The sequence below is a fragment of the Pseudomonas sp. KH_046_2 genome (assembly GCF_057838985.1).
The window spans coordinates 5,364,139-5,386,236 of the sequence record NZ_CM174480.1; the positions used below are offsets into that span (position 1 = coordinate 5,364,139).

At 60.0% G+C, this 22,098-nt stretch carries 17 protein-coding genes; 15 read left to right on the forward strand and 2 right to left on the reverse strand.

The features are described 5' to 3' along the window. Positions 1-27: 27 nt before the first annotated feature. The 14 genes from AC3IX1_RS24370 to AC3IX1_RS24435 all read left to right on the forward strand — a co-directional run bounded on the left by AC3IX1_RS24370 (position 28) and on the right by AC3IX1_RS24435 (position 19,422). Positions 28-204, forward strand: a complete 177-nt coding sequence (locus AC3IX1_RS24370; protein WP_003176118.1) for a hypothetical protein — start codon at positions 28-30, stop codon at positions 202-204. Next, positions 188-3,142, forward strand: a complete 2,955-nt coding sequence (locus AC3IX1_RS24375; RefSeq protein WP_223446840.1) for a sensor histidine kinase — start codon at positions 188-190, stop codon at positions 3,140-3,142. Before AC3IX1_RS24370 ends, AC3IX1_RS24375 begins: the two co-directional genes overlap by 17 nt. Before the next feature lie 22 nt (positions 3,143-3,164). Further along, the gene (locus AC3IX1_RS24380) at positions 3,165-4,604 is read left to right on the forward strand and encodes a sigma-54-dependent transcriptional regulator (protein WP_489386111.1); all 1,440 of its coding nucleotides are present in this window, start codon (positions 3,165-3,167) and stop codon (positions 4,602-4,604) included. 842 nt (positions 4,605-5,446) lie between these two features. Then, the gene (locus AC3IX1_RS24385) at positions 5,447-6,847 is read left to right on the forward strand and encodes a polynucleotide adenylyltransferase PcnB (RefSeq protein WP_046041814.1); all 1,401 of its coding nucleotides are present in this window, start codon (positions 5,447-5,449) and stop codon (positions 6,845-6,847) included. 3 nt (positions 6,848-6,850) lie between these two features. Further along, positions 6,851-7,336 carry a 2-amino-4-hydroxy-6-hydroxymethyldihydropteridine diphosphokinase gene (folK, locus tag AC3IX1_RS24390; protein WP_489386112.1) on the forward strand — a complete coding sequence of 162 codons (486 nt, stop codon included), beginning with the start codon at positions 6,851-6,853 and terminating at the stop codon, positions 7,334-7,336. A gap of 299 nt (positions 7,337-7,635) precedes the next feature. Further along, positions 7,636-8,436: a 3-methyl-2-oxobutanoate hydroxymethyltransferase gene (panB, locus tag AC3IX1_RS24395; protein WP_095965623.1), complete on the forward strand. Its 801-nt coding sequence runs from the start codon at positions 7,636-7,638 to the stop codon at positions 8,434-8,436. Then, positions 8,433-9,293: a pantoate--beta-alanine ligase gene (gene panC, locus AC3IX1_RS24400; protein ID WP_489386113.1), complete on the forward strand. Its 861-nt coding sequence runs from the start codon at positions 8,433-8,435 to the stop codon at positions 9,291-9,293. The genes panB and panC overlap by 4 nt, the downstream gene beginning before the upstream one ends. Before the next feature lie 248 nt (positions 9,294-9,541). Continuing rightward, entirely contained in the window at positions 9,542-9,922 is a 381-nt protein-coding gene (gene panD, locus AC3IX1_RS24405; RefSeq protein ID WP_104451429.1) for an aspartate 1-decarboxylase, read from the forward strand. Positions 9,923-10,146: 224 nt separating this feature from the next. Beyond that, complete coding sequence (gene pgi, locus AC3IX1_RS24410) at positions 10,147-11,811, forward strand: glucose-6-phosphate isomerase (RefSeq protein ID WP_489386114.1); 1,665 nt, start codon at positions 10,147-10,149, stop codon at positions 11,809-11,811. A 192-nt stretch (positions 11,812-12,003) separates the two neighbouring features. After that, a complete protein-coding gene (acs, locus tag AC3IX1_RS24415) occupies positions 12,004-13,941 on the forward strand; it encodes an acetate--CoA ligase (RefSeq protein ID WP_489386115.1) in 1,938 nt (645 codons plus the stop codon). A 144-nt stretch (positions 13,942-14,085) separates the two neighbouring features. Beyond that, positions 14,086-14,958, forward strand: coding sequence for an oxygenase MpaB family protein (locus AC3IX1_RS24420; RefSeq protein WP_489386116.1), 873 nt, complete (start codon positions 14,086-14,088; stop codon positions 14,956-14,958). Between the two features lie 103 nt (positions 14,959-15,061). Then, positions 15,062-16,078: a class I SAM-dependent rRNA methyltransferase gene (locus tag AC3IX1_RS24425; RefSeq protein ID WP_489386117.1), complete on the forward strand. Its 1,017-nt coding sequence runs from the start codon at positions 15,062-15,064 to the stop codon at positions 16,076-16,078. Between the two features lie 60 nt (positions 16,079-16,138). After that, positions 16,139-19,129 (forward strand): DUF748 domain-containing protein, encoded by a 2,991-nt coding sequence (locus AC3IX1_RS24430; RefSeq protein WP_489386118.1) that lies wholly within the window; start codon positions 16,139-16,141, stop codon positions 19,127-19,129. Further along, positions 19,129-19,422, forward strand: a complete 294-nt coding sequence (locus AC3IX1_RS24435) for a DUF2845 domain-containing protein (RefSeq protein WP_489386119.1) — start codon at positions 19,129-19,131, stop codon at positions 19,420-19,422. Before AC3IX1_RS24430 ends, AC3IX1_RS24435 begins: the two co-directional genes overlap by 1 nt. A gap of 152 nt (positions 19,423-19,574) precedes the next feature. On the opposite strand, the gene AC3IX1_RS24440 is transcribed toward AC3IX1_RS24435, so the two are convergent. Together AC3IX1_RS24440 and AC3IX1_RS24445 are read right to left on the reverse strand one after the other, a co-directional pair. Next, the gene (locus AC3IX1_RS24440; protein WP_489386120.1) at positions 19,575-19,931 is read right to left on the reverse strand and encodes a BON domain-containing protein; all 357 of its coding nucleotides are present in this window, start codon (positions 19,929-19,931) and stop codon (positions 19,575-19,577) included. A 299-nt stretch (positions 19,932-20,230) separates the two neighbouring features. After that, entirely contained in the window at positions 20,231-20,653 is a 423-nt protein-coding gene (locus AC3IX1_RS24445) for a pilin (RefSeq protein WP_489386121.1), read from the reverse strand. 227 nt (positions 20,654-20,880) lie between these two features. Between AC3IX1_RS24445 and AC3IX1_RS24450 the strand changes: the two genes are divergently transcribed. Then, entirely contained in the window at positions 20,881-22,098 is a 1,218-nt protein-coding gene (locus tag AC3IX1_RS24450) for a type II secretion system F family protein (protein WP_489386122.1), read from the forward strand.

Consider the following 22,098-nt stretch of genomic DNA (forward strand, 5'->3'; position numbering starts at 1 on the left):
GCACGCGCATAAAAAAGAGAGGCCGGGATGTACATCTATCGCTTGGTCCTGCTTTTGGTAGTGGGGATTTACCTGTTTTCCCCGGCCATCATGGATTGGTGGATCGACGCCACTGGCGCCTGGTATCGCCCTTATCTGCTCTGGCTGATTCTGATCGTCGTGACCTTCATCCTGCAGAGCCAAAAAGATGCCGATGAGCTTTAGCCTGACCCAGATGATCCTGATCAGCGCCGCGTACCTGGCGGTGCTGTTCGGTGTGGCCTGGATCAGCGAACGGGGCATGATTCCCCGGGCGATCATTCGCCACCCGCTGACTTACACCCTGTCACTGGGCGTCTACGCCAGTGCCTGGGCGTTTTACGGCACCGTGGGCCTGGCCTATCAATACGGCTACGGCTTTTTGTCCAGCTACCTGGGCGTTTCCGGGGCATTTCTGTTGGCGCCGGTGCTGCTCTACCCGATCCTGAAGATCACCCGCACCTATCAACTGTCGTCGCTGGCGGACCTGTTTGCCTTCCGCTTCCGCAGTACCTGGGCCGGTGCGCTGACCACGATTTTCATGCTGGTCGGCGTACTGCCGCTGCTGGCCTTGCAGATTCAGGCGGTCGCCGACTCCATCAGTATCCTCACCCGAGAGCCGGTACAGCATCGCGTGGCCCTGAGCTTCTGCGCACTGATTACGCTGTTCACGATTTTCTTCGGCTCCCGCCACATCGCCACCCGCGAAAAGCATGAAGGCCTGGTGTTCGCGATTGCCTTCGAGTCGGTGATCAAGCTGATCGCCCTCGGCGGTGTCGGGCTGTATGCGCTGTACGGCGTGTTCGACGGCCCGCAACAGCTTGAACTGTGGCTGCTGCAAAACCAGACCGCGCTCGCCGCCCTGCACACGCCTTTGCAGGAAGGCCCGTGGCGTACGCTGTTGCTGGTGTTCTTCGCCTCGGCGATCGTGATGCCGCACATGTATCACATGACCTTTACCGAGAACCTCAACCCGCGTTCGCTGGTCAGTGCGAGCTGGGGCCTGCCGCTGTTCCTGCTGCTGATGAGTCTGGCGGTACCGCTGATTCTCTGGGCCGGCCTGAAGCTCGGCGCCACCACCAACCCGGAATACTTCACCCTGGGCATCGGCATTGCCGCCAACAGCAAGGCTTTGGCATTGCTGGCCTATGTCGGCGGGCTGTCCGCCGCCAGCGGCCTGATCATCGTCACTACGCTGGCGCTGTCCGGGATGGCCTTGAACCACCTGGTGCTACCGCTGTATCAACCACCGGCCGAAGGCAACATCTACCGCTGGCTGAAGTGGACCCGCCGGGCGCTGATTGTCGCGATCATCATGGCCGGCTACGGCTTCTACCTGATGCTCGGTGCCGAGCAGGACCTGGCCAACCTCGGCATTGTCGCTTTCGTCGCCACTTTGCAGTTCCTGCCGGGCGTGCTCTCGGTCCTGTATTGGCCGACCGCCAACCGTCGCGGCTTCATCGCCGGCTTGCTGGCGGGGATCCTGGTGTGGCTGGTGACCATGCTGTTGCCCCTGGTCGGCAACCTGCAAGGCTTCTACATTCCGCTGCTGAACATGATCTACGTGCTGGACGACACCAGCTGGCACATGGCGGCGATTGCCTCGCTGGCGGCCAACGTGCTGATGTTCACCCTGATCTCGTTGTTCACCAATGCCAGCACCGAAGAGGCCAGCGCTGCCGAAGCCTGCGCCGTGGATAACGTTCGCCGCCCGCAACGCCGGGAACTGCACGCCGCCTCGCCCCAGGAGTTCGCCACGCAACTGGCCAAGCCACTGGGTGCAAAAGCGGCGCAGAAAGAAGTGGAACAGGCACTGCGCGATCTCTATCTGCCTTTCGACGAACGCCGACCCTATGCCCTGCGCCGCCTGCGTGACCGTATCGAGGCCAACCTCTCCGGCCTGATGGGCCCGAGCGTGGCCCAGGACATGGTCGAGACGTTCCTGCCGTACAAGGCTGGCGGCGAAAACTACGTCACCGAAGACATTCACTTCATCGAAAGCCGCCTCGAGGACTACCACTCGCGCCTGACCGGCCTGGCCGCCGAGCTCGATGCCCTGCGCCGCTATCACCGCCAGACCCTGCAGGAGTTGCCAATGGGCGTCTGCTCGCTGGCCAAGGATCAGGAAATCCTCATGTGGAACAAGGCCATGGAGGAACTCACCGGCATCGCTGCGCAGCGTGTGGTCGGTTCGCGCCTGAGCACCATTGCCGATCCATGGAAAGAACTGCTGCAAGGCTTCATCAATCTGCCGGACGAACACTTGCACAAGCAGCACCTGGCCCTCGACGGCCAGACACGCTGGTTGAACCTGCACAAAGCGGCGATCGACGAACCTCTCGCGCCGGGCAACAGCGGCCTGGTATTGCTGGTGGAAGACCTGACCGAAACCCAGATGCTCGAGGACAAACTGGTGCACTCCGAGCGCCTGGCCAGTATCGGTCGGCTGGCGGCCGGCGTGGCCCATGAAATCGGCAACCCGATCACCGGTATCGCGTGCCTGGCGCAGAACCTGCGCGAAGAACGGGAAGAAGACGGCGAGCTGAAGGAAATCAGCGGGCAGATCCTCGAGCAGACCAAACGCGTGTCGCGCATCGTCCAGTCGCTGATGAGCTTTGCCCATGCCGGCAGCCATCAACACAACGACGAGCCCGTCTGTCTGGCCGAAGTGGCTCAGGATGCCATCGGCCTGCTGGCCCTGAACCGACGCAATTTTGAAGTGCAGTTCTACAACCTGTGCGACCCCGAACACTGGGTCGAGGGCGACCCGCAACGGCTGGCCCAGGTATTGATCAACCTGCTGTCAAACGCCCGTGACGCCTCGCCTCCCGGCAGTGCGGTACGGGTCAAGAGCGAAGCCGGCGAACACACGGTCGATCTGATCGTGGAAGACGAAGGCAGCGGTATTCCGTCGAGCATCATGGACCGATTGTTCGAACCTTTCTTCACCACCAAGGACCCTGGCGAAGGCACCGGTCTGGGCCTTGCACTGGTCTATTCCATCGTTGAAGAGCATTATGGACAAATCACCATCGACAGCCCGGCTGATGTTCAAAGCCAACGCGGCACCCGAATCAGGGTTACCTTGCCGCGTCATGTCGAAGCGACGTCCGCTGTGAACTGAGACCGTCGAGAGTATCGAATCAATGCCGCACATTTTGATCGTCGAAGACGAAACCATTATCCGCTCCGCCTTGCGCCGCCTGCTGGAACGTAACCAGTACCAGGTCAGCGAAGCCGGATCAGTGCAGGAAGCACAAGAACGCTTCACCATTCCCTCGTTCGACCTGATCATCAGTGACCTGCGCCTGCCGGGCGCGCCTGGCACGGAGTTGATCAAGCTCGCCCAGGGCACGCCGGTGCTGATCATGACCAGCTATGCCAGCCTGCGCTCGGCGGTTGACTCGATGAAAATGGGCGCAGTGGACTACATCGCCAAGCCATTCGACCATGACGAAATGCTGCAAGCCGCCGCACGAATCCTGCGTGACCGACAAACGGTACAAGCCAGCGGGGAAGCGGTTGCCGGCAAAGCCGCCAATGGCTCGGCGAAATCCGGTACCGACAACAGCAACGGTGAAATCGGCATTATCGGCTCGTGCCCACCGATGCAGGACCTGTACGGCAAGATCCGCAAAGTGGCACCGACCGACTCCAACGTTCTGATCCAGGGCGAATCGGGTACCGGTAAAGAACTGGTGGCGCGCGCCCTGCACAACCTGTCCAAACGTGCCAAGGCGCCGATGATTTCGGTGAACTGCGCGGCCATTCCGGAAAGCCTGATCGAATCCGAACTGTTCGGCCACGAAAAAGGCGCATTCACCGGTGCCAGCGCCGGGCGCGCCGGTCTGGTGGAAGCGGCGGACGGCGGCACCCTGTTCCTCGACGAAATCGGCGAACTGCCACTGGAAGCCCAGGCTCGTCTGCTGCGTGTATTGCAGGAAGGCGAAATTCGTCGCGTGGGCTCGGTGCAGTCGCAAAAAGTCGATGTGCGCCTGATCGCCGCGACTCACCGCGACCTCAAGAGCCTGGCGAAGATCGGCCAGTTCCGCGAAGACTTGTATTACCGCCTCCACGTTATCGCGCTGAAGCTGCCGGCCCTGCGCGAACGCGGTGCAGACGTCAACGAAATCGCCAATGCGTTCCTGGCGCGGCAAAGTGCGCGAATCAACCGCACCGACCTGAAATTCGCCGCGGATGCCGAACAAGCCATTCGTCACTACTCCTGGCCAGGCAACGTTCGTGAACTGGAAAACGCCGTCGAGCGCGCCGTCATCCTGTGCGAAAGCCCGGAAATTTCCGCCGAGCTGCTGGGCATCGACATCGAACTGGGCGACCTGGAAGACGACGAGTTCATTGGCCTGGCGCCCCAACAGGGCAACGGCAGCACCAGTAACAGCAACCACGAACCGACCGAAGACCTCTCCCTGGAAGACTACTTCCAGCATTTCGTCCTCGAGCATCAGGACCACATGACCGAAACCGAGCTGGCCCGCAAGCTCGGGGTCAGCCGCAAATGCCTGTGGGAGCGCCGTCAGCGCCTGGGCATCCCGCGGCGCAAGACCGGAGTGGCCAGCGAAAGCTGAACCGTACCTGTCGCATGTGCGGGTAACACGTGACTTTGTGAAAAAACTGTTACCTCAGCTTTTTCACGTAACAGAAGCCGGGGCTTACGGTAACGAAGCCCCGGCTTTTTTTGGCCCTCGAAATGCCTGCCGACCGGCCTAACCCCTTGTTTTATTGGGCTTCGCAAAAGTTGGCACGCACCCTGCTATATGTTTGGTACAAGAACAATAACAAGCAATGCACAAGACAATAAAAATAAGACGAATCGACTCACGCACAATAAAAACAAGACGGCGAGAGGCGCAGCTAACTGATTCTTTTGGAGAGGCGTTGTATTTGGGGCTTGCCCCACGACCAGGCCGAGAACAACAAAAAACTGTCTTAAGACAGAGCCTGTACTGGTTGGATCGAAAGATCACTGCAATTCAGCGACCAAAGCAATCCGTTTGCTCTTGGCTCCCGATTGGGAGGGTCATGAAGGAAAGCTTCATGGCGAGGGCACTCAACAAAAACAAGAAGCCCGAAACCAAAAATAAAAATAGAGCATGCAACTACTTCTTGGGGAGCTTCGGCTCCCCTTGTGGTTTGTGGCGAGGGGGCTTGCCCCCGTTCCAGTGCACAGCACTGGCATGATTTCGGAAACACTCAAGAACTTGGGACTGCTTCGCAACCCAACGGGGCGATACGGCGTTCCGACAAGCCCCCTCGCCACACGGCAGTTGCTACAGAACCCCGCGCCAGACATCCCCTTCAAGCACTTGCGCAGCTTCCTACACCATCCCCCGACTAAATGCTAGAATCCCCGCCCATCATGCGGTCATTCTTCTGTTATGGCCGAATATTCCTTCAAACAGTGCATCCCATGCTGAAGAAGCTGTTCCAGTCATTCCGTACCCCCAAGCGTCCTACGCAACACATTCGCAGCACGCCTGAAGTGCTCAACAGCGGTCAACACTCGCTGCAGAAGGCGCAGTTCAGCCGCTACGCGGTGAATATCGTTGAACGCCTGCAGAACGCCGGTTATCAGGCTTACCTGGTTGGCGGTTGCGTGCGCGACATGCTGCTGGGTATCACACCGAAAGATTTCGACGTTGCCACCAGCGCCACACCGGAACAGGTACGGGCCGAATTCCGTAACGCGCGAATCATCGGGCGCCGGTTCAAGCTGGTGCACATCCACTTCGGCCGCGAAATCATCGAAGTCGCGACCTTCCGCGCCAATCACCCGCAAAACGAAGACGAGGAAGACAGCAACCAGTCTTCGCGCAACGAAAGCGGGCGCATCTTGCGCGATAACGTGTACGGCACCCTGGAAGAAGACGCGCAACGTCGCGACTTCACCATCAATGCCTTGTATTACGATCCGGTCAGCGAACGCATCCTCGATTACGCCAACGGCGTACACGACATCCGCAATCACCTGATCCGCCTGATCGGCGATCCGACGCAACGCTACCAGGAAGACCCGGTACGGATGCTGCGGGCCGTGCGTTTCGCCGCCAAGCTGAACTTCGGCATCGAAAAACACAGCGCCCTGCCGATCCGCGGCCTGGCGCCGATGCTGCGCGAGATCCCGTCGGCCCGCCTGTTCGAAGAGGTGCTCAAGCTGTTCCTCTCCGGCCATGCCGCCGATACGTTTGAAATGCTGGTCGACCTGCAGTTGTTCGATCCACTGTTCCCGGCCAGCGCCGAAGCACTGGAATACAACCCGACGTACACCCACACCCTGATCAGCGAAGCCCTGATCAATACCGACCTGCGGATCAAGCAGAACAAACCGGTAACCCCGGCGTTCCTGTTTGCAGCCCTGCTCTGGCCTGCCCTGCCGGCCCGCGTCCTGCGCCTGCAGGAGCGTGGCATGCCGCCGATTCCGGCGATGCAGGAAGCGGCGCACGAGCTGATCGCCGAGCAGTGCCAGCGCATCGCGATTCCGAAACGCTTCACCATGCCGATCCGCGAAATCTGGGACATGCAGGAACGCCTGCCCCGCCGCAGCGGCAAGCGTGCCGATCTGCTGCTGGACAATCCGCGCTTCCGCGCCGGCTACGACTTCCTGCTGCTACGCGAAAGCGCTGGCGAGCAGACCGATGGCCTGGGCGAATGGTGGACGGACTATCAGGACGCCAACGAAAGCGAGCGTCGCGACATGATTCGCGACCTCAGCGGCAAGGATGAAGGCACCGGCGCCCCGCGCAAGCGTCGCCGCAGCGGTGGTTCCAAGCGCAAACGCGCCGCCGGCGCTTCGAGCACCACGGGCGAGTAATCCATGGAACGCATCTACATCGGCATGGGCAGCAACCTGGCTGACCCCGCCGAACAATTGCGTAGCGCCGTCGAGGCGCTGGCGCACTTGCCGCAAACGGAACTGGTCGGGGTTTCTGCGTTTTATCAAAGCGATTCGCTGCTCCCCGGACAACCGCGCTACACCAATGCGGTGGCCGCTCTCGACAGCACGCTGACGCCGCTGGACCTTCTGGACGCCTTGCAGTCCATCGAAAACGGCCAGGGTCGCGAGCGCCTTGAGCGCTGGGGGCCGCGCACGCTGGACCTCGACATCTTGCTGTTCGGTGATCGCCTGATCGACGAACCGCGCCTCAAGGTTCCCCATTACCACATGCAGGAGCGAGCCTTCGTGCTGTATCCGCTGGCGGAACTGGCCCCTGCGGATTTGCGCCTGGCCGATAGCCGGACCTTGGCCGAACTGCTCAAGACATGCCCGTTCGTCGGCCTGGAACGCCTCCCCCGGAATTGACCAAGCTCCCACATTGGTTTGTGGCGAACACAAAAGTGCAGCCAACCGCCGAATCGAACAAACCTGCTGAATCGCATCAGTTACCCCGGTAACACCCCACCCGTAACAATGCGGTAACACACGCAATTGACTTCCCTCGTTCTCCTCACGACTATAGGCGTCCCGCTGCCGCCAACACGGCGTTCAAGGGCGCAATCCAGGCCTTAAAAGCACGACGAAAGAGCGTGCGCCTGCATTCAACGAAGAATCACGCGCGTTACTCGCAGTAGTTTCCACAGCGCCTGAATGAGGAACTTTTCATGCCAGCCATCACCCTGACCACCCTGCAAGGTCTGAAGCAAAAAGGTGAAAAGATCACCATGCTGACCTGCTACGACGCGACCTTCGCCCACGCCTGTAACCAGGCCGGCGTCGAAGTGCTGCTGGTGGGCGACTCCCTCGGCATGGTATTGCAGGGCCACGACAGCACCTTGCCTGTCACCACCGCAGAAATGGCTTACCACGTGGCTGCCGTCAAACGCGGTAACAGCGATGCCCTGATCCTCGCCGACCTGCCTTTCATGGCCTACGCCACCACCGAGCAAGCCATGACCAACAGCGCCCTGTTGATGCAGGCCGGCGCGCACATGGTCAAGGTCGAAGGAGCGTTGTGGCTGGCCGATTCGATCCGCCTGCTGGCCGAGCGCGGCATCCCTGTCTGCGCGCACATGGGCCTGACGCCGCAATCGGTGAACATCCTTGGCGGCTACAAGGTCCAGGGCCGCAATGAAAACCAGGCGCGGCAGATGCGTGCCGACGCCATCGCCCTGGAACAGGCTGGCGCGGCAATGCTGCTGCTCGAGTGCGTCCCGAGCGAACTGGCGGAAGAAATCACCCAGGCGGTGAAGATTCCGGTGATTGGTATTGGCGCCGGCAATCGCACTGACGGCCAGGTTCTGGTTCTGCACGACATGCTGGGGCTGTCCATTACCGGCCGCGTGCCCAAATTCGTGAAAAACTTCATGACTGGCCAGACCAGCATTGAAGCTGCATTGAATGCCTACGTGACTGAAGTCAAAGCGGCGACCTTCCCTGGGATCGAACACGGATTCTCTGCATGAACACCGTAAAAACCGTACGCGAACTGCGGGCCGCCGTGACCCGAGCCCGTAGCGAAGGCAAGCGCATCGCCTTTGTGCCAACCATGGGCAACCTGCACAGCGGCCACGTGGCACTGGTGACCAAAGCCTCCCAACGGGCGGACTTCGTGGTTGCGAGCGTTTTCGTCAACCCGCTGCAATTCGGTGTTGGCGAAGACCTCGACAAGTACCCGCGCACCCTCGCCGCCGACCAGGAAAAACTGCTCCAGGCCGGCTGCCATCTGTTGTTTGCCCCCACTGTCGAAGAGATGTACCCCGACGGCATGGCCGGCCAGACCCGCGTCAGCGTCCCGCAATTGTCCGAAGGCCTGTGCGGCGCCAGCCGTCCGGGGCATTTCGAAGGCGTGGCGACGGTGGTCAGCAAGCTGTTCAACATGGTCCAGCCGGACCTGGCGATTTTCGGCGAGAAAGACTTCCAGCAACTGGCGGTGATTCGTGCACTGGTCCATGACCTGAACATGCCGATCCAGATCATCGGTGAGCCCACTGTTCGCGCAACCGATGGCCTGGCGCTGTCGTCGCGCAACGGTTTCCTCAGCGAAGAGCAACGCACTGTGGCACCGGTGGTCTACCGCACGCTGAATGCGATCAGCGAAGCGATCAAGCAGGGCGAACGCGACTACCCGACGCTGATCGGCACCCAGATCAAACAGCTCGAAGCAGCCGGCCTGCGTCCTGACTATCTGGAAATCCGCCATGCCCTGACCTTGCGCCCGGCGACGGCGCAGGATCGGGACCTGGTGATTCTGGTGGCGGCGTTCCTTGGGACCACGCGGTTGATCGACAACCTGCACCTGAACCTCGACGCGCCAAACTAAACACTCTTTAGCCCTGTGGAGTGAGTCTGTGGCGAGGGGGCTTGTCGGACCGCCGCACCGCCCCGTTGGGCTGCGAAGCGGCCCTAAACTTTCGAGCGTTTCTGAAATTTTGCCAGTGCTACGCACCGGAACGGGGGCAAGCCCCCTCGCCACAAAAGTACACTTCAAACCCTCGCTTCATTCGTATTGCCGCCCACAACCCCTTCGGGCAAACTGCCCGCCGTTCGATTCCGACCTGGGAAACACTCATGCACGCCATCATGCTCAAAGCCAAGCTGCATCGCGCCGAAGTCACCCACGCTGTACTCGATTACGAAGGCTCCTGCGCCATCGACGGTGAATGGCTGGACCTGTCCGGCATTCGCGAGTACGAACAGATCCAGATCTACAACGTCGACAACGGCGAGCGCTTTACCACCTACGCCATCCGGGGCGAAGAAGGTTCGCGCATGATCTCGGTCAATGGCGCTGCGGCGCACAAGGCCAAGGTCGGTGATCGCGTGATCATCTGCGCTTACGCTCATTACAGCGAAGCCGAACTGCTCAACTTCAAGCCGAGCATGCTTTACATGGCACCGGGCAATGAACTGAGCCACACCAGCAACGCCATTCCGGTCCAGGTCGCTTGATCCGAGTCCTGTCTCTTCCGTTTGTCGGACCATTCCTAACTTCGATGTTAAAAAAGTACCGGAAACAGGTCAGACAAAGTCAAGACAGATCATGGCGCGGGGTTTACTGTATCCGCCCTGCGCCATGAAATCGTGTCGACGCAGTTGACCGGAACGCCCACCCACAGCGCTCCGGGATTTTTAGTGTTCAAAAGGCCGTTCAAGTAATAAGGAAACCCGCAGCGATGGCGTATTACCGCACTCCTCATGACGTTACCGCTCTGCCCGCCTGGCAAGCGTTGAATGACCACCGCCAAGCCATGCAGGATTTCAGCATGCGCGAGGCCTTCAATGCCGATCCGCAGCGCTTTACTCAATTCACCCTCAGCAGTTGCGGCCTGTTTCTCGACTATTCGAAGAACCTGATCAATGTCGAGACCCGCAATCTGCTGGTGGGCCTGGCCAACGAAGTCGACCTCAAGGGCGCGATCAAGTCGCTGTTCGAAGGCGAAATCGTCAACGCTTCCGAAGGCCGTCCAGCCCTGCACACTGCCCTGCGCCGCCCGGTTGGCGACAAGCTGTCGGTCAACGGCGTCAACGTGATGCCGGAAGTGCACAAGGTGCTGAACCAGATCACCGACCTCGTCGGCCGTATCCACGATGGTCTGTGGCGCGGTTACACCGAGAAGCCGATCACCGACGTGGTCAACATCGGCATCGGCGGCTCCTTCCTCGGCCCGGAGCTGGTGTCCGAAGCCTTGCTGTCCTACGCCCAGAAAGGCGTACGTTGCCATTACCTGGCGAACATCGATGGCAGCGAGTTCCACGAACTGGCCATGAAGCTGCGCGCCGAGACCACGCTGTTCATCGTCTCGTCGAAATCCTTCAACACCCTCGAAACCCTGAAGAACGCCCAGGCTGCCCGTGCCTGGTACCTGGCCCAGGGTGGTTCGGAAGCCGAGCTGTATCGCCACTTCATCGCGGTATCGAGCAACAACGCCGCCGCGGTAGCGTTCGGCATCCGCGAAGAGAACATCTTCCCGATGTGGGACTGGGTTGGCGGGCGTTACTCGCTGTGGTCGGCCATCGGTTTGCCGATTGCCCTGGCCATCGGCATGTCCAACTTCAAGGAGTTGCTGTCCGGTGCCTACACCATGGACCAGCACTTCCAGACCGCGCCGTTCGAACAGAACATGCCGGTGCTGCTGGCCTTGCTCGGCGTGTGGTACGGCAACTTCTGGGGCGCGCAAAGCCACGCGATCCTGCCGTACGATCACTACCTGCGTAACATCACCAAGCACCTGCAACAGCTGGACATGGAGTCCAACGGCAAGAGCGTGCGCCAGGACGGCAAGCCCGTGTCCACCGACACCGGGCCGGTGATCTGGGGCGGCGTTGGCTGTAACGGCCAGCACGCCTACCACCAGTTGCTGCACCAGGGCACCCAGTTGATCCCGGCCGACTTCATCGTGCCGATCGTCAGCTTCAACCCGGTGTCCGACCACCACCAGTGGCTGTACGCCAACTGCCTGTCGCAGAGCCAGGCGCTGATGCTCGGCAAGACCCTTGCCGAGGCCGAAACCGAGCTGCGCGACAAAGGCATGAGCGAAGACGATGTGCAGAAACTCGCGCCGCACAAGGTGATCCCGGGCAACCGTCCGAGCAACACCCTGGTGGTCGAACGCATCAGCCCGCGTCGCCTCGGCGCACTGGTGGCGATGTACGAACACAAAGTCTTCGTGCAAAGCGTGATCTGGGGCATCAACGCCTTCGACCAGTGGGGCGTGGAGCTGGGCAAAGAGCTGGGCAAAGGTGTCTACAATCGCCTGGTCGGCAGCGAAGAAACTCCCGCCGAGGACGCCTCGACCCAGGGGCTGATCAATTACTTCCGTGGTCGTCACCGCGGGTGATCTAGAGCCACACTGCTATCCCTGTGGGAGCGAGCCTGCTCGCGAATGCGGTTTGTCAGTCAACGTTTATGTTGATTGACCCAACGCTTTCGCGAGCAGGCTCGCTCCCACAGTTGTTTTGTGTATGACTTGAACCCTCTGACCTCTCGGCGCATCTTAATCTTTGTCGCAAAACAAGAATAAGGAACCGTCATGTTCGATATCAGCACGTTCCCCAAAGCCGATGCCGTCCGCCGGGCTGCACAATTGAGTCAAGACGACTATCAGCGCCTGTACCGCGAATCCGTTGAACACCCCAGTACGTTCTGGGCCGAACAGGCCACCCGCTTCCTCGACTGGAGCGCACCGTGGCAGACCGTCCAGCGCTACGACCTGAAGACCGGTGAGGCCAGCTGGTTTGCCGGCGCAAAGCTGAACGTCAGCTACAACTGCATCGACCGGCACCTGGAAAAACGTGGCGATCAAATCGCGATCATCTGGGAAGGCGACGATCCCGCCGAATCCACCCAGATCACCTACAAAAAACTCCATCACAATGTCTGCCGCCTGGCCAACGTGCTCAAAAGCCGTGGCGTGAAAAAAGGCGACCGCGTGTGCATCTACATGCCGATGATTCCTGAAGCAGCCTACGCCATGCTCGCCTGCACACGCATCGGCGCGGTGCACTCGGTGGTGTTCGGCGGTTTCTCCCCGGATTCACTGCGCGACCGGATTCTCGACGCGGACTGCCGTACCGTCATCACCGCCGATGAAGGTGTGCGTGGCGGTAAATTCGTACCGCTGAAACAGAACGTCGACAAGGCGCTGCAAAGCTGCCCGGACGTGAGCACCGTGGTAGTGGTCGAGCGCACCCAGAACCAGGTGAACTGGATCGACGGCCGGGACATCTGGTATCACCAGGCCCTGCGTGACGTCAGCAACGACTGCCCGCCCGAGCCAATGGACGCTGAAGATCCATTGTTCATCCTCTATACCTCCGGCAGCACCGGCAAACCCAAAGGCGTGCTGCACACCACCGGCGGTTATCTGCTGCAAGCGGCGATGACCTTCAAATACGTGCTGGACTACCGCGATGGTGAAGTCTTCTGGTGCACCGCCGATGTCGGCTGGGTCACCGGCCACAGCTACATCGTCTACGGTCCGCTGGCCAACGGCGCCACCACGCTGATCTTCGAAGGCGTGCCGAGCTACCCGAGCACCTCACGTTTCTGGCAAGTCATCGACAAGCATAAGGTGAACATTTTCTACACCGCCCCGACGGCCCTGCGCGCACTGATGCGCGAAGGTCCGGAACCATTGAAGGAAACGTCCCGCGCCAGTGTCAGACTGCTCGGCACCGTCGGTGAGCCGATCAACCCGGAAGCCTGGGAATGGTATTTCCATGAGGTCGGCGAAGAGCGTTGCCCGATCGTCGATACCTGGTGGCAGACCGAGACCGGCGGCATCATGCTCAGCCCGCTGGTGAGCGCACAACGGATCAAACCCGGCTGCGCCACACGACCGATGTTCGGCGTGCAACCGGTGCTGCTCGACGAGCAAGGCAAGGAAATCAAAGGTGCCGGCAGCGGCGTGCTCGCCATAAAATCCAGCTGGCCGGCGCAGATTCGCAGCGTCTATCGTGACCCGCAACGCATGGTCGACACCTACTTCAAGCCCTACCCCGGCTACTACTTCACCGGCGACGGCGCGCGGCGCGATGAGGATGGCGACTACTGGATCACCGGGCGCATCGACGATGTGATCAATGTGTCCGGGCATCGCATCGGCACCGCCGAAGTGGAAAGCGCCCTGGTACTGCACGACAGCATCGCCGAAGCCGCAGCGGTCGGTTACCCCCACGACATCAAAGGCCAGGGCATCTATGTCTTCGTCACGCCCATGAACGGCGTCGAAACCACCGATGAACTGAAGCAGGAATTGCTGGCCCTGGTCAGCAAGGAAATCGGCAGTTTCGCTAAGCCGGACTTGATCCAGTGGGCCCCGGCCTTGCCGAAAACCCGCTCAGGCAAGATCATGCGACGCATTCTGCGCAAGATCGCCTGCAATGAACTCGACAGCCTGGGCGACACTTCAACCCTGGCTGACCCGAGCGTGGTGCAGGGCCTGATCGACAAACGCCTGAATCAATAACGGACTGGCCTTTGTAGGAGCGAGCCTGCTCGCGATGAACTCAAGCGCGCCGCGTACATTCAGGAGAAACGCGTTACCGTTGAAGTCCATCGTCGGAACGCCGCCCGGAGCCGGCTCGCTCCTACAGAAAATTACAGAGTGACCATGGAATTCATCCGTACCCGCATCGAAACCCAGATCATGAGCCTGACCGGTCTATCCTTGGGTAAGCTCGACCTTGAAAACCCCAAGGGCGACCCCGGCCTGTTCGGGCCGGACTCGGTGAGCTGGCAAGTCCATGGCGATTTCAGCAGCATGCTGATCGGCGGCATCAGCGCCCTGATGCTGCAGGCCCTGCACCCGCTGGCATTGGCCGGGGTCTGGGACCATTCGAATTTTCGTGAAGACATGCTCGGTCGCTTGCGCCGCACCGGGCAGTTCATCTCCGGCACCACCTTCGGTTCACGGCAGGACGCCGATTGGTTGATCGAGAAGGTCCGCACCATCCATTTGCAGATTATCGGCACCGCACCGGATGGACGCCCCTACGCCGCCAGCGATCCCGATTTGCTGACCTGGGTGCATGTGGCAGAAGTCAGCAACTTCCTCGCCGCGCATTTGCGCTATCGCAATCCGCACCTGTCCCCAGTTGATCAGGATCGCTACTACGCTGAAATCGCCCTGGTCGCCGAGCGACTCGGGGCCAGGGATGTACCCCGTTCGCGGCAGGAAATTGCCGACTACCTTGAGGGGATCCGTCCACAACTGCTGTGCGACGAACGCAGTCGAGAAGTCTTGCGCCTGTTGCTGAATGCCCCCTCCCCCAGTCGCCTGGCCAAACCTTTCGGCGGATTGATGATGCAGGCCGGGATCGATCTGCTGCCGGACTGGGCCAGTGCCATGCTCGGCGTCAGCCAGAATCCGCTGCAACGCAAGCTGATTCGCGCCAGCGTCAATCGCAGCGCGCCGATGCTGCGCTGGGCGGTGCGTAATGGATCGGTGCAACGGGCCAAGCGGCGGATGGGGTTGCTGAGCTGAAGCTCAGAGCGGCAAGCTGCATGCTTGAAGCTTGAAGCTTGAAGCTTGAAGCTCAGTAACTGTTAAACTCCCGCGCCCAATTCTCCCCTGCAAGGCGCCCAGCATGTCTTCCTTGAATCAGGCGCTGCGCGCCGCCCTCGAACGTCGCCAGGATCTGCTGGCGGAGCTGCACAGCCAGGGAACCGATTGCTACCGCCTGTTCCACGGCAGCCAGGAAGGCGCCGGTGGCCTGACCATCGACCGCTACGGCCCGCAACTGCTGGTGCAAAGTTTCCACCAGGCGCTGGAACGCGAGACGCTGCTGCAACTGCACGAAGCGATCAATCAACACCTGGGTTTTCAAACCCTGCTGGTCTACAACGACCGCTCCCGTGGCAATTCGCGCATCGACCGCGAAGACATCGTCTACCGCGCAGACGAAGCCGCCCTGCAAGACCTGGTCGGCCACGAATGGGGCCTGAACTATCGGGTGCGCGGTCGCCATGCCGGACAAGACCCGCTGCTGTTCCTCGACCTGCGCAACACCCGCGGCTGGGTCAAGGATCACAGCAAGAACAAAAGCGTGCTGAACCTGTTTGCCTACACCTGTGGTGTCGGCCTCAGTGCCGCCGCCGGTGGCGCGCGCGAGGTGTGCAACCTGGACTTCGCCGAAGGCAACCTGGCGGTCGGTCGGGAGAACGGCCAACTCAACCCACAGCTGCCGACCATGGAATTTATCCAGTCCGACTACTTCCCGGCCATTCGCCAACTGGCCGGGCTACCGATCAGCCAGCGGCGCGGGCAAAAACTGCCGAGCTATCAGCGCCTGGAACAGCGCCAGTACGATCTGGTGCTGCTGGACCCTCCGGCCTGGGCCAAGAGCGCGTTCGGTACCGTCGACCTGCTGCGCGACTATCAGAGCCTGCTTAAACCGGCCTTGTTGACCACCGCCGACAACGGCGTGCTGATCTGCTGCAACAACCTGGCGAAAGTCAGCATGGACGACTGGCGCGAGCAGGTTTTGCGTTGTGCAGAGAAGGCCGGGAGACCGGTGCGTGAATGGACCGTGATGAAGCCGGGCGCCGATTTTCCGTCGATGGATCAGCAACCACCGCTGAAAACCCTGATTCTTCAGCTCTGACCGTCGTCGGAGAAATCTGAAAATTGCTGAACAAGCCAATCACTTCGGAACCGGAAACGCATGCCATACTCCAAGGCTCTCCGATTCAGACAGATGAAGCCTCACATGTACAAAGGATTGATTCGCGCCATCGGCGCCTTGTTGACTGCTCTGGCCCTCTACAGCTTGCTGGGTTTTCTGATTTTGCCGGGTGTCGCGTTGCGCGTTGCCAACCAGCAACTGGCCAACTACGCCACCACACCCGCCACGATCCAGCGGATCGAATTCAATCCGTTCAGCCTCGAACTGACACTCTGGGGCCTGAACATCGGCGAACCCGGCAAGGAGCAGGTCGGTTTCGAGCGGTTGTACGCCAACCTGCAATTGGACAGCCTGTGGACCAAGGCGGTGCACCTGTCCGATGTCGAACTGGACAAGCCCAAGACCGAAATCCTGTTCAGCAAGGACGGCAAACTCAATCTGCTTGGGTTGTTCAAACTGCCAGCGAGTGAGCCCACACCCGTCGACCCTGATGCCAAGCCGTTTCCGCTGCGCATCGAGCGGATCAAACTGGCGGGCGGCGCCGTGCACTTTGAAGATGCCCGGCCCAGCGAACCCATCGAGTTTCTCTACGACACACTCGATTTCGAGCTGAAAAACCTCAGCACCCTGCCCGATGACAGCGCCGACATGACCCTGGTGGCTGTCGGTCCCAATGGTGGGCAGATCGACTGGACCGGTAACTTCAGCCTGGTCCCGATCGCCTCCGAAGGTAAGCTGAAAATCACTGATGGCAAGATGAAAGCCTTTTGGCCGTATGTGCGCGATGCCGTGCCACTGGATCTCGAAAACGGCGTCATGAGCATCAGCACCGACTACAAACTCAATCTGGCCAAGGAAACCGAGCTGCTGCTGAACAACGTAGCAGTCAGCATCGCCCCCTTCGCGATCAAGGCGCCGGATGGCCGGCCGCTGGTAAAGCTGGAGCGCCTGGACGTCAGCGAAACCACCGTGGACCTGGCCAAACAGCAAGTGGTGGTCGGCAAGATCCGCAGCCACAAACTGGAAACCTGGGCCGCACTGGAATCGGACGGCCAACTCGACTGGCAGAAACTGTTTGCCAGCCAACCGTCAAAACCCACCGCCAAAGCCAAGGCGGATGCCGAACCGGCCAGTACTCCGGCGGTGGCAGACTCACCGAAACCTGAACCGGCCGCCCCAGACAAACCCTGGCAAGTGCTGCTCAAGGATGTGCAACTGCGCGACTACCAGGTGCATCTGGCCGACCGCAAGGCACAACCTGCCGTAGCCCTGGACCTGAGTCCGCTGAACCTCGATCTGCAAAACTTCGACAGTCTCAACGGCTCGCCCTTTACCCTCAAACTCGATACCGGTGTAGGCAAGCAGGGCAAGATCATGGCCGACGGCGAGGTCAACCTGGCCCCGGTCAGCGCCAGACTGAAGGTACAGACCAAGGACATCGACCTGCGGGTTGCCCAGTCCTACATCACGCCGTTCATTCGCCTGGAACTGCGCAGCGGCATGCTCGGCAGCGATCTGGCGGTCGACCTGAAAAGCACCGAGCCCCTGGCATTCAACGTCACCGGCCGCGCCCAGGTCGATCAGCTCCATACCCTGGACACCCTGAAAACCCGCGACTTCCTCAAGTGGCAACAGGTCGTGGTCGAAGGCCTGAACTATCAGCATGGGGACAGGCTGTCGATCGACAGGATCAACCTGTTACAGCCCTATGCGCGTTTCATGATCAACGATGATCGCACCACCAACATCGATGATCTGCTGATTCCGCAACCGGCGGACGCCGGGGCAAAACCGGCGGCGAACAAACCGGCCAGCAACGAAAAACCCTTGGGCATCCACATCGGCGGTATTTTCATCAATGACGGTTCGGCCAACTTCGCCGACTTCAGCCTGACCCCGAACTTCGCCACCGCCATCCAGCAACTCAACGGGCAGATCGGCACCATCGACAGCCGCCAGCCGAAACCGGCCAGTGTCGACGTCAAGGGCAAGGTCGATCGCTACGCGCCAGTGACCATCAAAGGCTCGGTCAATCCGTTCGACCCGATGGCCAGCCTCGACATCGCCACCAGCTTCAAACGCGTGGAACTGACCACGCTGACGCCCTACTCCGGCAAGTTCGCCGGCTACCGTATCCGCAAGGGCCGGCTCAATCTCGACCTGCACTACCAGATCACCAAGGGTCAGCTCAAAGCCGAAAACAAAGTGGTGGTCGAACAACTGCAACTGGGTGAAAAAGTCGACAGCCCGGATGCCGTGAGCCTGCCGCTGAAACTGGCCATTGCCTTGCTCAAGGACGTCGACGGCAAGATCTCCATCGAACTGCCGGTCACCGGCGACCTGAACAACCCTCAGTTCAGCGTCATGCCGATTATCTGGCAGACCCTGCGCAATCTGGTCGTCAAAGCCGCGGCAGCGCCGTTCAAACTCATTGGCGGGCTGGTCAACGGTAGTGGCGCGGAAGATCTGGGCAGTGTGTCGTTCGCTGCGGGTTCCAGCGACCTGAGCAAGGACGCCGAAGGCGCCCTGGACAAACTGTCCAAGGCGCTCAAGGAACGCCCCGCCCTGCGCCTGGAAATCGAAGGCACCGCCGCCCAGAGCGCCGATGGCCCACTGATTGCCGAACAACGCCTGGAGCGTGAATACCAGTACAACTACTACAAAATGCTCCAGCGCCGTGGCGACAAGGTCCCGGCCCAGGCTTCGTTGCTGGAAGTGCCGGACGACGAAAAAGGCCCGCTGCTTGAAGGTATCTACCGCACCCGCCTGAAAACCCAGCCCCCTGCCGAATGGAAGGACCTGGGCAAGGAAGAACGCACCGCGAAAATGCGCGCTGAAGTGATCAAGTTCTGGAGCTCCAGTGACGTGCTGTTGCGTCAACTGGGCCAGGAACGCGCCAGCAGCATCAAGGATTACCTGGTCGACAAGGCCCAGCTGGAAGATGACCGGGTGTACTTCATCGACGCCAATCTGGGCGAGGCGCAAAGTGACGGCCGCGTGGTGACAGCGATGCATCTGGATGCCGAGTGATGATTCGGCGGCTGGCAGGCCTGGTTCTGGCGATATCGGCCAGCCAGGCCGGGGCGGCCGATACCCTGCGCTGTGGCAGCCAGTTGATCAGCGTCGGCGATCGCTCGAGTGAAGTCCTGCAGAAATGCGGTGAGCCGGTCAGTCGCGACTTGCTGGGGTACAAGCGCAGCGCAGACCGGCGCGAGGAGTTTCAGGTCGAGGAATGGACCTACGGACCGAATGGCGGCATGTATCAATACTTGCGGTTCGAAGGTAATCGGCTGAAGCAGATCACCAGTAAACGCGGAAACTGAACACACCCCCTAATGCATGTGAACACCACTCAATGTGGGAGCGCTGCAAACAGAACAGGCCCCGGCAAAATTGCGCGGGGCCTGTGGTGGCCAAACTCCGTTTGGCCATTCGCATGAACTCTCCCTCTCCCGGTCCAGGCGAGAAGCCTGCCTTATTCGGCTTTGAGGCCGTCAGCGGAGACCGCTTTGACGCCTTTGATTTTCTTGGTGATCGCCACGGCGGTGGTTTTCTGAGCTTCGGTAATGGCGACCGTCGACGACAGCGATACAACACCTTTGTTGGTTTCAACTTTGATGTCGGTACCTGGAATGCCTTTTTCAGTCATCAGGTCACTTTTAACTTTGGTGGTGATCCAGGTATCGGAAGTAGCTTCTTTCGCTTCGGTCATTTCACCGGCAACCAGCACCATTGGCGACTGGGTTGCCTGGGTGGTTTGAGCAAACGCGGCGTTGGCCATGGTCAGGGTCAGCGCGGTAGCAGCAGCGGCAGTGATAGCGAACTTCTTCATACGAGTAACTCCTGTTTTTCGGAAAGTCTGCCGGGTGTCTTGTCGGCAGGGTTACCTAGGATATTGCGAACGCTGTGCCAACTTTGAAACAGAGAACAAAACCTTATCAATCAACAAGTTATAAACAAAGCCCATTTTCGGAATCATGCAAAATGCACGAGCAGCACAAACACTGCATGCAAGTTGCGGGTTTATGGAAAGTTCCTAAGATGCTGAAATTCCGAGCTTTATCTACGGCATTTGACGACGGGTCGACAAACAGGAAAATCCCCGCAAAAGCGGGGACTTGATTCAGCAATTCATGCCGCTGAACCGGAACACCCTTTAGGCAAGTAGTCCTGGGAAACGCTGCTCTTGCATGACCAGCCTTTGGCTTCGTCCCGTGTCAGGGTAACGGTTTTGTCCTGGACCACCCCCGGGGCATTGCGCAACGTACAAACGATTGATCCCGCTCCCGCCTGCGTTGTAGCCGTCACAGACAGGGCGCAATGGTTGGTCGATGTCGCGCCAGCGGGCGCCACGTTGGCAATTGTCGGGGTTTCCCCCTGGTTGATCACATCCTCGAACGGCACCTTCATTGCAGTCAGTTCGGCCAGCGCCGCCGTAACCTTGGCCCGAGCCTGGTACTTGGAATACATCGGCAGGCCCAGTGTTGCCAGGATCCCGATGATCGCCACCACGACGAGCAACTCGATCAGGGTAAAACCTTTCTGATTGTTCATGTACAAACTCCATGCATGAGTCGAAGGCTCATGACCTGCCCCATGGCAGCACAGCCTGTGCCAAGGCCAGAAGCCCCTGTTGGCAGGGGGCGTGGTGGCCGCAAAGCCCTTACCTACTACGTGGATCAGCACTATCTGACGTTTTTTGTCACCTCCCCCTTCCGGGTTTGGCCCCATCCTTTGACTAGGCTATAAGAGCAGTTCAATCGGAATACCCAGGACTGAACATGGCGGTCAAGGCAGCGAAAATCAGTGTGTATGCATGGGAAGGCATCGACCGCAAAGGCACAAAAGTGACTGGCGAACTCAGCGCTCAAAACCCGGCGCTGATCAAGGCGAAGCTGCGCAAGCAAGGCATCACTCCCGGCAAGGTTCGCAAGAAAAACCATTCGGTTTTCAACATGGGCAAGCGCATCACGGCCCAGGACATTGCCCTGTTCACCCGGCAAATGGCGACGATGATGAAGGCCGGCGTGCCGTTGTTGCAGTCCTTCGACATCATCGGCGAAGGCTTTGACAATCCGGCCATGCGCAAGCTGGTGGACGAACTGAAACAGGAAGTTGCGGCAGGCAGCAGCTTCGCCGCCGCCCTGCGCAAGAAGCCCCGGTATTTCGATGAGCTGTATTGCAACCTGGTGGATGCCGGCGAGCAGGCCGGTGCCCTCGACACTCTTTTGGAACGGGTCGCGACCTACAAGGAAAAAAGCGAAAGCCTCAAGGCCAGGATCAGGAAAGCCATGACCTACCCGCTGGTGGTGGTGTTCGTCGCGGCGATTGTCACCGGGATTCTGCTGGTCAATGTCGTGCCGCAGTTCGAGTCGGTGTTCAAAGGCTTTGGTGCCGAACTGCCGGCCTTCACCGTGATGGTCATTGGCCTGTCGCAATTCATGCAGGCCTGGTGGTGGGTGGTCCTTGGCACGCTGGTCACAACGGCCTTCGGCGTGCGCCACGCCCTCAGGACATCCCCGGCCTTGCGTGACCGGATGGACACCTGGCTGCTGAAACTGCCGCTGGTGGGCACCCTGATGCACAAGTCCGCCGTGGCCCGGTTCGCCCGTACACTGTCGACCACTTTCGCTGCCGGCGTGCCGCTGGTGGAGGCCCTGGAATCAGTGGCCGGTGCGACCGGCAATATCGTGTTCAAGCGCGCGGTATTGCGCATCCGGCAGGACATCTCGACTGGCATGCAATTGCATTTCGCCATGCGCACCTGCGGCGTCTTTCCGAACATGGCGATACAAATGACTGCCATCGGCGAAGAGTCAGGCACCCTGGACGCTATGCTCGACAAAGTCGCGGGGTTCTACGAAGACAACGTCGATAACATGGTCGATAACCTCACCAGCCTGATGGAACCGTTCATCATGGTGGTGCTGGGTGTTATCGTCGGTGGACTGGTAGTTGCCATGTACCTGCCCATCTTCCAACTTGGCTCAGCGATCTGA